Raw genomic sequence first — 13,074 nt, 5'->3', positions numbered from 1 at the left:
TCCGTGGAGCTGCTTTGGTGGTAACTGAAATCGCTTCCCGCGACCGTCTGCAACCGTCCCTGCTGGACCGGTTGACCGACGACGACCCGACCAACCCCAAGGAAAGCGCCGACAAACGCGTGCTGTCCCTGACCCAATTGAAAGCCTCGGTGCTGCGCGACCTGGCGTGGCTGCTCAACACCACGTCGTTGCTCGATGCCGATGCCACGTTGCACACCCCAGCCGGTACTTCGGTGGTCAATTACGGCCTGCCGGCATTGGCGGGAAACAGTGCCTCCAGTGTCGATATCAAAGCGCTGGAAGCCCTGATCTACCAGGCCATTGCCACCTTTGAGCCGCGCATCCTGCGCCACACCCTGCGCGTCAAAGCCCGCCTCAGCCAGGGCGAGATGAACCACAACGCGTTGAGCTTCGAGATCGAAGGCGATCTGTGGGCACAGCCGGTGCCTCTACGCCTGTTATTGCAAACCGACCTCGACCTGGAATCCGGCCATGTGCGTGTCGTCAACGCCGACCAGCGGAGACGAGCATGAACCCGCGCCTGCTGGAGCTGTATAACCAGGAACTGCATCACGTGCGCGAAAGCGCCGCCGAGTTCGCCAAGGAATACCCGAAGATCGCCAGTCGGCTGACCCTGTCCGGTATGGACTGCGCCGACCCGTACGTCGAACGCTTGCTTGAAGGTTTTGCCTACCTGACGGCCCGCGTGCAGCTCAAGCTCGACGCCGAGTACCCGACCTTCACCCACAACCTGCTGGAAATCGCGTACCCGCACTACCTCGCGCCAACCCCGTCGATGACCGTGGTGCAGCTGCAGACCGACCCCGACGAAGGCTCCCTGGCCAGCGGTTTTTCGCTGCCCCGCGACACGGTGTTGCGTGCGGCATTGGGCCGTGAAACCCAGACCTGCTGCGAGTACCGCACCGCGCACCCGGTGACGCTGTGGCCGTTGCAGGTAGCCAACGCGGAATACTTCGGCAACCCCGCCGCCGTGCTTGGCCGCCTGGCCGCCAGCGAACCGAAGGCCAAGGCGGGTTTGCGCCTGACCCTGCGCACCGGCGCCGAGTTGCCATTCAACAGCCTCGACCTGGACAGCCTGCCGCTGTACCTCAGCGGTGCCGACGAGCAGCCATTCCGCCTTTACGAGCAACTGCTCGGCAACGCCTGCGCGGTATTTGCGCGCAAGCCCGGCGGTGATTGGGTCGAGCGCCTGCCCCAGGACGCGCTGCGCTCACGCGGCTTCGACGACGCCGACGCCGCCATGCCGGTGGTGGCGCGCGCCTTCCAGGGCTATCGCCTGTTGCAGGAATACTTCGCCCTGCCCCATCGCTTCCTGTTTGTCGAATTTGCCGAACTGCGCCGTGCGATCAAGCGCTGCGACGGCCAGGAACTGGAGCTGATCGTGCTGTTCGACCGGCATGAACCGAGCCTGGAAGGCAGCGTCGGCGCGGCGCAGTTCCTGCCGTTCTGCACGCCGGCGATCAACCTGTTTCCCAAACGCCTCGACCGTATCCACCTGTCCGACCGGGTCAACGAGCACCATGTGATCGCCGACCGCACCCGGCCGATGGATTTCGAGATTCATTCGCTCAGCGGTATCACCGGCCACGGCACTGGGCCGGAGCAGCCATTCCTGCCGTTTTATGCGGTGCGCGACCCCTCGCGCTATGGCCGCGACCTGGCCTATTACATGGTGCGCCGCGAGCCGCGTGTGTTGTCCAGCGACCAGCGCCGCAACGGCCCGCGCTCCACGTATGTGGGCAGCGAAACCTTTGTCAGCCTGGTCGACAGCCGGCAAGCGCCCTACCGCCACGACCTGCGCCAACTCGGCGTGACCGCGCTGTGCACCAACCGCGATTTGCCGTTGTTCATGAGTGTGGGCAACGGCAAGACCGATTTCACCCTGGCCGACAGTGCGCCGGTGCTGGCCGTGCGTTGCGTGGCCGGCCCGAGCCGCCCGCGGGCCAGCCATGCGCATGATGCCAAGGCCTGGCGCCTGATCAGCCAGTTGTCGCTCAACTATCTGTCGCTCAGCGAGCAAGGCCAGGGCGCGGGCGCCTTGCGTGAACTGCTGCGCCTGTATGGCGACAGCAACGACGCCGCCCTGCAATTGCAGATCGAGGGGCTGCGTGAAGTCAGCAGCAAAGCCGTGACCCGGCGCCTGCCGATGCCTGGCCCGATCGTGTTTGGCCGTGGCCTGGAGATCACCCTGGAATTCGATGAAAACGCGTTTCGCGGCACCGGGGTGTTCCTGCTCGGTGCGGTGCTGGAGCGCTTCCTGGCACGCTACGTGTCGATCAACAGTTTTACCGAGACGGTGATCCGTACCACCGAACGCGGCGAGATCATGCGATGGAAAGCCAAGCCCGGGCGGCGTCCGACCCTGTGAACACACTGGATGCGATGCATCAGGAACCCTGGGAATACGATTTCTTCCAGGCGCTGCGGCGTATCGAGTGCGAATCGCCCGACCTGCCGCGCCTGGGCCATTCCCTGCGCCTGGCGGATGACCCACTGCGCCTGGGGCAACAGGCCGATTGCACGTTCGCCCCGGCCACCCTGGCCTCGGTCGACCCCGGTGGTGACGGCAAGCCGGCGCGCCTGGAGCAATTCTTCTTCGGCCTCGGCGGCCCCAATGGCCCGCTGCCGCTGCACATCACCGAGTACGTCCGCGAGCGCCAGCGCAACAACGCCGACAGCACCAGCAAGCAGTTCCTGGACGTGTTCCACCATCGTTTGCTCAGCCTGTTCTACCGGGCGTGGGCCGAGGCGCGGCCCACCGTCAGCCATGACCGCCCGGATGATGACTACTGGTCCGCCCGCCTCGCCGCCCTGAGTGGCCGTGGCATGCCAAGCCTGCTCAACCAGGGGCTGATTGCCGACGCCGCGAAGCTGCATTACAGCGGCCACTTGTCGGCGCAGACCCGCTACCCGGATGGTTTAAAGGCGATCCTCAGCGAGTACTTCGGCCTCCCGGTGGAGATCGAAGAATACGTCGGCCAATGGCTGGAACTGCCCGAACGCAGCCGCGTGGGTGTCAGCGCCAACCAGCTGGGCGTGGACTTTTGCCTGGGCAGCCATGTGTGGGACCGCCAGCACAAATTCCGTATCTGCCTGGGGCCGCTCAAGCTCGATGACTACATGGGCATGCTGCCCGGCCACGCGCCATTCAATGAGTTGGTCGCGTGGGTGGCCGAGTACCTGGGCCATGAACTGGACTGGGACTTGAACCTGGTTCTGCAACAACCTGAAGTACCGGCGCTGCAACTCAATGGCCAGTTCCGCCTGGGCTTCAACACCTGGCTCGGCCAACCCGAGCACGACGCCAACGACCTAATCCTGGCCCGGCATTACGCCGATCAGGCCACCACCTCAAGGAATCCAGAGCATGGGTGAAATCAGTCGCGCCGCATTGTTCGGCAAACTCAACAGCGTGGCCTACAAGGCCATCGAAGCCGCCACCGTATTCTGCAAGCTGCGGGGCAACCCGTATGTGGAACTGGCCCACTGGTTTCACCAACTGCTGCAACTGCAGGACTCGGACCTGCACCGCATCATTCGCCAGTTCAACGTGGAGCCGGCGCGCCTGGCCCGCGACCTGACTGAAGCGCTGGACCGCTTGCCCCGCGGCTCGACCTCGATCACCGACCTGTCCTCCCATGTGGAAGAGGCCGTGGAGCGCGGGTGGGTCTACGGCAGCCTGATGTTCGGCGAAAGCCAGGTGCGCACCGGTTACCTGGTGTTGGGCATCCTCAAGACGCCGAGCCTGCGCCATGCGCTGCTGGGCCTGTCTTCCGAGTTCGACAAAATCAAGGCCGAGGCCCTGAGCGAGCGCTTTGATGAATACGTCGGTGACTCGCCGGAAAACGCCCTGAGCGCCAGTGACGGTTTCAACGCCGGCGCCGTGCCGGGCGAAGCCAGCGGCGCCATGGCACCAAGTGCCATGGGCAAGCAGGAAGCCCTCAAGCGCTTTACCGTCGACCTGACCGAGCAGGCCCGTAGCGGCAAGCTCGACCCCATCGTCGGCCGTGATGAAGAGATCCGCCAACTGGTCGACATCCTGATGCGCCGTCGCCAGAACAACCCGATTCTCACCGGTGAAGCCGGTGTGGGCAAAACCGCCGTGGTCGAAGGTTTCGCCCTGCGCATCGTCGCCGGTGACGTGCCGCCTGCGCTCAAGGATGTGGAATTGCGCAGCCTCGATGTGGGCCTGCTGCAAGCCGGCGCCAGCATGAAAGGCGAGTTCGAGCAGCGCCTGCGCCAAGTGATCGAAGACGTCCAGGCGTCGCCCAAGCCGATCATCCTGTTTATCGACGAAGCTCACACCCTGGTCGGTGCCGGTGGCGCCGCCGGCACGGGCGACGCCGCCAACCTGCTCAAACCGGCATTGGCCCGTGGCACCTTGCGCACCGTGGCCGCGACCACGTGGGCCGAGTACAAGAAGCACATTGAAAAAGACCCGGCCCTGACTCGCCGCTTCCAGGTGGTGCAAGTGGCCGAGCCGTCGGAAGACAAGGCGCTGCTGATGATGCGCGGCGTGGCCTCGACCATGGAACAGCACCACCAGGTGCAGATCCTCGATGAAGCCCTGGAAGCCTCGGTGAAGCTGTCCCACCGCTACATCCCGGCGCGCCAGTTGCCGGATAAATCCGTAAGCCTGCTGGACACCGCCTGCGCCCGCGTGGCCATCAGCCTGCACGCGGTGCCGGCCGAAGTGGACGACAGCCGCCGTCGTATCGAAGCCCTGGAAACCGAGCTGCAAATCATCGCCCGCGAGCATGCCATCGGCATTGCGATTGGGGCCCGTCAAAGCAACACCGAAGCGCTGTTGAGTGCCGAGCGTGAACGTCTTGCGACGCTGGAGAGCCGCTGGGCCGAAGAGAAAGCACTGGTCGATGAGTTGCTCGCCACCCGTGCCACCCTGCGTGAAAAGGTTGGCGCGGTGGACAGCGGCAACGATGAATTGCGCACGCAGCTGGTCGATCTGCAACAGCGCCTCAGCGCCCTGCAAGGCGAAACCCCGCTGATCCTCCCGACCGTGGATTACCAGGCCGTGGCCTCGGTGGTCGCCGACTGGACCGGTATCCCGGTGGGCCGCATGGCCCGCAACGAGCTGGAGACCGTGCTCAACCTCGACCAGCACCTGAAGAAGCGCATCATCGGCCAGGATCACGCCCTGCAGATGATCGCCAAGCGCATCCAGACCTCCCGCGCCGGCCTCGACAACCCGAGCAAGCCGATTGGCGTGTTCATGCTCGCCGGCACCTCGGGCGTGGGCAAGACTGAAACCGCCCTGGCCCTGGCCGAAGCCATGTACGGCGGCGAACAGAACGTCATCACCATCAACATGAGCGAGTTCCAGGAAGCCCACACCGTATCCACCCTCAAGGGCGCACCACCGGGTTACATCGGTTACGGCGAAGGCGGCGTGCTGACTGAAGCGGTGCGACGCAAACCCTACAGCGTGGTGCTGCTGGACGAGGTGGAAAAAGCCCACCCGGACGTGCACGAGATCTTCTTCCAGGTATTCGACAAGGGTGTGATGGAAGACGGTGAAGGCCGGGTGATCGACTTCAAGAACACCCTGATCCTGCTGACCACCAACGCCGGCACCGAGCTGATCTCCCACGTCTGCAAAGACCCGGCGAACGTGCCGGAGCCGGAAGAGATCGCCAAGGCCCTGCGCCAACCGCTGCTGGAAATCTTCCCGCCGGCATTGCTGGGTCGCCTGGTGACCATTCCGTACTACCCGCTAAGCGACGAGATGCTCAAGGCGATCACCCGCCTGCAGCTCAACCGCATCAAAAAACGCGTGGAGAGTACGCACAAGGTGGCCTTCGACTACGACGACGCGGTGGTCGACCTGATCGTCTCGCGCTGCACCGAAACCGAAAGCGGTGGCCGTATGATCGACACCATCCTCACCAACAGCCTGCTGCCGGACATGAGCCGTGAGTTCCTCACGCGCATGCTCGAAGGCAAGGCGTTGGCGGGTGTGCGCATCAGCAGCCGGGATAACGAATTGCACTACGAGTTCAACGATTGACCTGAAGGAACACAATCAAACGGTGGGAGGGGGCTTGCTCCCGATAGCGGTGCATCAGGCCCCTATGCATCAACTGACACACGGCTATCGGGAGCAAGCCGCCTCCCACCGTTGAACCGGTTTCTTCAGTTATCAAGGTATTTACGGGACTACCGATGCTTTTTAACCAAGCCTCACGCCTGGCCAAGATCACCAGCCCGCTCGGGCCGGATGTACTGTTGCTCAATGAAATGGGCGGCGGCGAAGAGCTGGGCAGGCTGTTCAACTACGAGCTGCAACTGACGTCGCTGGACGCCAACATCGACCTTAACCAGTTGCTCGGCAAGCCGATGAGCGTGGGCCTGCAACTGGCCGATGGTGGCGAACGACACTTCCACGGCATCGTTGCCCGTTGCAGCCAGAACATCGACCAGGGCCAGTTCGCCAGTTACCAGGTGACGCTGCGCCCGTGGCTGTGGCTGCTCAGCCGTACGTCGGACTGCCGGATCTTCCAGAACCTGAGCATCCCGCAGATCATCAAGCAGGTGTTTCGCGACCTGGGTTTTTCCGACTTCGAGGATGCCCTGAGCCGGCCGTATCGCGAGTGGGAATACTGCGTGCAGTACCGCGAGACCAGCTTCGATTTCGTCAGCCGCTTGATGGAACAGGAAGGTATCTACTACTTCTTCCGCCACGAGCAGGACCGCCATGTGCTGGTCTTGGCCGACGCCTATGGCGCCCACACCACGGTGCCCGGCTACGCCTCGGTGCCGTATTACCCCAAGGACGAACAACAGCGCGAACGCGACCATATGCACAACTGGCATCTGGCGCAGGAAGTGCAGCCGGGCTCGCTGGAACTCAACGACTACGACTTCCAGCGCCCCAGCGCCCGTATCGACGTGCGCTCGGCGATGCCACGTCCGCACACCGCCGGCGACTACCCCCTGTACGACTACCCCGGCACCTACGTGCAAAGCGAAGACGGCGAACACTATGCACGCACCCGCATCGAAGCCCTGCAAACCCTGCACGAGCAGATCGAGTTTGCCGGCAATGCGCGGGGCCTGGGTTCGGGCCACCTGTTCAGCCTCACCGGCTTCAGCCGCCAGGACCAGAACCGCGAATACCTGATCGTGGGTTGCCGCTATTACATCAATCAGGAAAGTCTGGAAAGCGGCGGCGGTTCGGGTTCGGCGCAGTTCGAAAGCAGCCTGACCTGCATCGACGCCCAGCAAAGTTTCCGCCCAATGGCCAACACCCATCGGCCCATCGTCAAAGGCCCGCAGACCGCACTGGTGGTCGGCCCCAAAGGCGAGGAGATCTGGACCGACCAGTACGGCCGCGTGAAGGTGCACTTCTACTGGGACCGTCATGACCAATCCAACGAAAACAGCTCGTGCTGGATTCGTGTGTCACAGTCCTGGGCCGGCAAGAACTGGGGCTCGATGCAGATTCCACGGATCGGCCAGGAAGTGATTGTGAGCTTCCTTGAAGGTGACCCCGACCGGCCGATCATCACCGGAAGGGTCTACAACGCCGAGCAGACGGTGCCCTACGACCTACCGGAAAATGCCACACAGAGCGGCATGAAGAGTCGTTCGAGCAAGGGCGGCACGCCGGCCAACTTCAATGAAATCCGCATGGAAGACAAGAAGGGGCTGGAGCAGTTGTATATCCATGCCGAGCGTAACCAAGACATCGTGGTGGAGGTGGATGAGAGCCATTCGGTGGGGCATGACCGCAATAAAAGCATCGGCCACAACGAGACGGTGACCATCGGCAATAACCGCCTGCGCATCGTCAAGCAAGAGGACATCCTCTCGGTCGGCCAGCGCAAGACCGACAGCATCAGCCAGAGCTACGTCATCGAAGTGGGCGAAAACCTGCGCCTGGTCTGCGGCGAAAGCATCCTGGAGTTGAACGCCAGCGGGCAGATCAACCTGACCGGCGTGCAGATCAGCTTCTATGCCAGCGGCGATGCCGAGTTCAACACCGGCGGCGTACTGCACCTGAACAACGGCGGCGGCCCCGGCGCCACACCCGATGGCCAAGGCGTAAAAGCCGGCATCGACGCCAATATCAAAGCCGCGTTCCCCACGCCTAAAAGCTCCTGACGAGACCTGTTTGCCATGACGTACCGCATCAACGAATTCCAGTTTCAACTGCCGGCCGGCGAGCTGCAGGACGCGTCGATCAATATCCTCAAGTTCCCTGAGCTGGGAACGTCCTTGATCGTCAGCCGCAGCCTGCTGGCCGACGGTGAGACCCTGCACAGCAACTTTGACGACCAGCTCAAGCGCCTGGAAAAACAGGTGCAGGACTTGCGCTGCCAGCCAAGCGTCAACGTGCGCCTGGGGGCGTCTCAAGAAGTGGAGGCCATCGAGCTGCGCAGTCAGTTCAATAAGGGCAACGACAAGGTGTTCCAGTACCAGCTGGCCTTGGTATTGCCAGGCACGCGCAAGATGCTCGCGCTGAGCTATGTGAAGGCAGAAAAGCTGGGGGATGCCGAAGCGGCGCACTGGGCCTTGATCAAAAACACGCTGTCGTTCGACGCTATTTCCTGATGAGCCGCCGGTATGTCTGACGCGTTATGGGCAGCCCGCATGGGCGATGCACTGACCCACACTTCGATGATGGCCGACATTCTCGGCGGGGTGCTGGAGGTGGCGGCCAATATCGCGATCACCGCTGTCGCGACCGCCGCCGTGGTGGCCGCCACCGGTATTACCGTGGCCACCGGCGGGCTCGGCTGCTTCCTGCTGGGTGCGGTAGTGGGCACGATTGTCGGCCTGGCCATGAGCAAGACCGGGGCGGACAAAGGCCTGACGAATTTATGCGACAGCTTCAGCAACGCGCTATTCCCACCCACGGTGCAGGCCAACATTCTGACCGGCTCCACCAACACGCTGACCAACAACATTCCCGCCGCCCGGGCTGCCGGGGCGATCAGCTCACATGTCGCCCCCGCCGGCACCGAACTGGAAGAACCCACGCCTGAACCAGAAACCAGCTATCTGGACATGGCCGAGAGTTTCTTCTCGCAGATGTGGCGGCCCACCGTGGCGACACCCGCCCCAGGCGCCGTGCCCAAGCCGCTGGACCTTGTCACGTGCATGAAGCACCCACCGATGCCGCCGCAGTTTCTGGCCGAAGGTTCGGAGAAAGTCACGGTCAATGGCCAACCGGCGGTGCGCAGTGGTGACCGCAGTACGTGCGATGCGACAGTGGTGTCGTCGGGGCTGATTTCCTCCAACGTGACCATTGGTGGCGGCTCGGTGGTGGTGCGAGAAATTCGCAGCGGTAAAACACCCGGCGTCGGGCTGGCAGTAACGGCGCTGTTGATGCTCAAGGGCGGCAAGGGCAAGTTCTTCAGCAAGTTGCCGTGCATGATTATCGGCGGCGCCGCCTCTATGGCTGTCAGCAGTGCGATGGGCGCATTGGCTAACGCAGCGCTGGGCTCGTCCAACCCGGTGCACGCCGCCACCGGCGCAAAAGTGCTGGGCGACGGCGACGAACTGGACTTCGTGCTGCCAGGTATCCTGCCGATTGACTGGCAACGGTTCTACAACAGCCGCGACGAACGCCGTGGCGGGTTGTTCGGCGCTGGTTGGAGCGTGGCCTACGAGGTATGCGTTGAAATCCGGCCGCATCCCGACGGTGGTGAAACGCTGGTGTATACCGACGAACAAGGGCGCCCCATCGACATGGGCGCCATTCCCTTGGGTGGTGCGGTGTTCAGCGCGGGTGAAGGGCTGGCGGTGCGGCGACACCTCAATGGGCAGTTGTTGATCGAAAGTGATGACGGCCTGTACCGCTTGTTCGAACCCTCTGCCAACCCGTCGCTGCTGCGCCTGACTCAGCTCGGGGACCGCAACGACAACCGTATCCACATCGACTACGACACCACCGGGCAATTGGTGCGGCTACGCGACACCTTCGATCTGGTGCAGGTTGAGTTGATCCGCAATCAGGGCCGTCTGGCGCGAATCGAACGCCTGTATCCCGACCAGCGTCGAGAAGTGCTCGTCAGCTATGGCTTTGACGCGGCAGGGAACCTGATTGAAGTCAGTGATGCAGCCGGCCAGGTTCAACGTCGTTTCACCTACGACACCGGTCAGCGAATGGTCGAGCACCAACTGCCTACGGGGTTGCGTTGCTTTTATGAATGGGCTTTGGTTGAGGGCCTGGAATGGCGGGTGGTCCGACACTGGACCGATGACGGTGATGCCTACCAGTTCGACTATGACTTGCAGGCGGGTACCACGCGTATTACCGACGGTCTGCAGCGCGTCAGCACCCGCCACTGGAACACTCAGCATCAGATCATCCGGTACAGCGACAACCTTGGGCAAACGTGGCTGTTTGAGTGGAACGATGAACGCCAATTGCTCAGTGCCACCGACCCACAGGGTGGCCGCTATGAGTACAGCTATGATGAAAGCGGCAACCTGATCGGCGAGACCGACCCGTTGGGCCGTAGCGATTCGATGTTGTGGCTGGACCACTGGGCCTTGCCGCTGGTGGAAACCGACGCGGCCGGCAACAGCTGGCAATACCGCTATGACCCGCGCGGTAACTGCATCGCCGAAACCGATCCGCTGGGCTACGTCACCCGCTACCGCTACGACGCCCACGGCCAGGTCGTGGAAATCATCGACGCCACCGGCAAAAGCAAAAAGCTGCGCTGGAACCCGTTCGGGCAACTGGTCGAGCACATCGACTGCTCGGGTTATCCCACGCGTTTCAGCTACGACGACCGTGGCTATTTGCAGGTCATTACCGATGCTCTGGGTGAACGTACAACGTTTACTCACGATGCACAGGGTCGAGTGTTGAGTACCCAACTTCCAGATGGACGTATTGAGTATTTCCAACGCGACACCAGCGGACAGTTAATCGCACATACCGACTTCGCCGGACACTCCACACACTATCAGCGCAATCGCCAGGGACAAGTGCGCCAGCGCCTCGACGCGCACGGTCGCCAGATCAACTTTGCATATGACAGCTATGGTCGTCTGGAAGCACTGACTAATGAGAACGGTGAACGATACCGCTTCGTGTGGGATGCCAACGATCGGGTAATCGAGCAACAAGACCTGGATGGCAGCGTTCGTCGCTATCAGTACGACACACTTAACAATATTTCGCGCATGGAAGCAGTCGCAGCTCCGCACGGTAGTGGCATGGCATTGGTATCCGCAGCGCCCGAACCGTCGATCGTGCACTGCTTTGAACGCGACGCGTCAGGGCGATTGGTAGCCAAGGTTACCGATGATGGACGAACAGAATACAGCTACGACGTACTGGATCAACTCAAGGCTGTCACGTTTACCGATAAGGCCGGCCGACAACACACCGTCAGTTTCACTTATAACGCGCTTGGCCAACCCATCGAAGAGAAAAGCTCTGAGGGAACGCTGCAACATCACTACGACGAGTTGGGAAACCTCAACCAAACCCGCTTGCCGGACGGGCGTTGGCTCAATCGTCTGTATTACGGCAGCGGGCACCTGCATCAAATAAATCTCAATGGACATGTCATCAGTGATTTCGAGCGGGATCGTTTACACCGGGAAGTACTGCGTACCCAGGGACGTCTGAGTACACGCCAGCACTATGATCGCTGCGGCCGCTTACGCTACCGCGAGCGCGGCCAGGTAACACGGGCATCTGTGCTTCCAGGCTTAGTACAAAAACAATTTGAATACGACCCCGCTGACAATCTGGTTGGCAAACTTGAGCAACAGCCCGGTGATCAGCGTCGACAATTGCTGCACTACGACGCAACCGACCGGGTGGTCGCCAGCCAAGACGATCTCGTGGCACAGCACGAGACTTATTTCTACGACGCGGCCGCAAACCTCCTTGATGGCCCGCCCCCTGGTGCCGGGCTGGTGGTGCACAACAAGCTTCTGACGTATCAGGACAAACGCTACTGCTACGACGGTTTCGGACGGATGATCGAGAAACGCAGTGCGAAACGCGGCGTCCAGCGTTTCGCGTATGACGCCGAACATCGCCTGATAGAAGTGCGAAATGAGCAAGGTGGGCAGCAATCAATCGTCCGTATGACCTACGACCCCTTGGGTCGACGAACAGCCAAGACCACCCACGACGCAAACGGCCATTTGCTGAGCGAAACCCGATTCATTTGGGACGGGCTGCGCTTGCTGCAAGAACACAAGCACGCGCAGAGCAGTCTTTACATTTACGGTGACGAAAGTCATGAGCCCCTGGCTCGGGTTGACGGAACAGGCGCCCAGCAGAAGGTGCGCTATTACCACAATGATCTCAACGGGCTGCCCGAGCTGCTTTCAGAGACAGACGGTGAAACTGTCTGGCAGGCTCGCTATCAGGTATGGGGGAACACCGTTCAAGAAACGCGTGAAGTTTACTTCATAGAAGAGCAAAACCTGAGATTCCAAGGTCAGTATCTGGACAGGGAAACAGGCCTGCACTACAACATATTCCGCTTCTACGATCCTGACATCGGACGTTTCACAACCCCCGACCCGATTGGGCTCGCAGGCGGATTGAATCTCTACCTGTATTCGACAAATCCACTGACCTGGATAGACCCTTACGGCTTAAATCCAGAAGATTTGGTACGTTACAAGCCCAAGGCCTCTGTAACTCCTAAAGCGGGTGGCCGTGGCACAGCAATTAACAGGGCCTGGGGCGAAGAGCGAGATCTCGTTTCCCGTGGCGGTGGCTCTAGAAATTGGACGCCAGAAGAACGCAAACTGATTCTAGAGACTAAGAGTAACGCTCGCTTGAACTCTAAGATGTCAAAGGCAGGATACACCGGCCACCATATCAACAGCGTCGAAGGCAACGGTGCGCTGGGGAAAGCTTGGAAAGGTGACCCACGCAACATTGTCTTCTTACAGAACGCGAAACACCCAAGTGGAGTGGACGAGCATTTGAACAGTCCCCAAGGCCACAGGAAAAATTACGCCAACTCAGGCAAAGGTCGCTTGATCGATCGAGCTAGAACGCCCGGGACTAAGCCCGGCTGCGGTAAATAGATTTGCATTGGAGAA

The 13,074-nt window shown here is 61.4% G+C and carries 7 protein-coding genes; all 7 read left to right on the top strand.

What is annotated here, in order from left to right; all coding sequences use genetic code 11:
- Window positions 1-17 precede the first annotated feature (17 nt).
- The 7 genes from tssE (at window position 18) to JBE38_RS11175 (ending at window position 13,059) form a co-directional block, all read left to right on the top strand.
- Window positions 18-533, top strand: a complete 516-nt coding sequence (tssE, locus tag JBE38_RS11205; protein WP_060756687.1) for a type VI secretion system baseplate subunit TssE — start codon at window positions 18-20, stop codon at window positions 531-533.
- The gene (gene tssF / locus JBE38_RS11200) at window positions 530-2,389 is read left to right on the top strand and encodes a type VI secretion system baseplate subunit TssF (RefSeq protein WP_060756661.1); all 1,860 of its coding nucleotides are present in this window, start codon (window positions 530-532) and stop codon (window positions 2,387-2,389) included. Before tssE ends, tssF begins: the two co-directional genes overlap by 4 nt.
- Complete coding sequence (gene tssG / locus JBE38_RS11195; RefSeq protein ID WP_205344307.1) at window positions 2,353-3,396, top strand: type VI secretion system baseplate subunit TssG; 1,044 nt, start codon at window positions 2,353-2,355, stop codon at window positions 3,394-3,396. The genes tssF and tssG overlap by 37 nt, the downstream gene beginning before the upstream one ends.
- Window positions 3,389-6,046, top strand: coding sequence for a type VI secretion system ATPase TssH (gene tssH, locus JBE38_RS11190; RefSeq protein ID WP_060756659.1), 2,658 nt, complete (start codon window positions 3,389-3,391; stop codon window positions 6,044-6,046). The genes tssG and tssH overlap by 8 nt, the downstream gene beginning before the upstream one ends.
- A 155-nt stretch (window positions 6,047-6,201) precedes the next feature.
- Window positions 6,202-8,142 (top strand): type VI secretion system Vgr family protein, encoded by a 1,941-nt coding sequence (locus tag JBE38_RS11185; protein WP_090367931.1) that lies wholly within the window; start codon window positions 6,202-6,204, stop codon window positions 8,140-8,142.
- A 15-nt stretch (window positions 8,143-8,157) separates the two neighbouring features.
- Complete coding sequence (locus JBE38_RS11180; RefSeq protein ID WP_090367929.1) at window positions 8,158-8,592, top strand: DcrB-related protein; 435 nt, start codon at window positions 8,158-8,160, stop codon at window positions 8,590-8,592.
- Between the two features lie 12 nt (window positions 8,593-8,604).
- Window positions 8,605-13,059: an RHS repeat-associated core domain-containing protein gene (locus tag JBE38_RS11175; protein WP_235863206.1), complete on the top strand. Its 4,455-nt coding sequence runs from the start codon at window positions 8,605-8,607 to the stop codon at window positions 13,057-13,059.
- Window positions 13,060-13,074 lie beyond the last annotated feature (15 nt).

This window comes from Pseudomonas sp. ICBG1301 (assembly GCF_016918385.1).
Classification (GTDB): Bacteria; Pseudomonadota; Gammaproteobacteria; order Pseudomonadales; family Pseudomonadaceae; genus Aquipseudomonas; species Aquipseudomonas palleroniana.
This window is presented reverse-complemented; position numbering and strand designations above follow the sequence as displayed.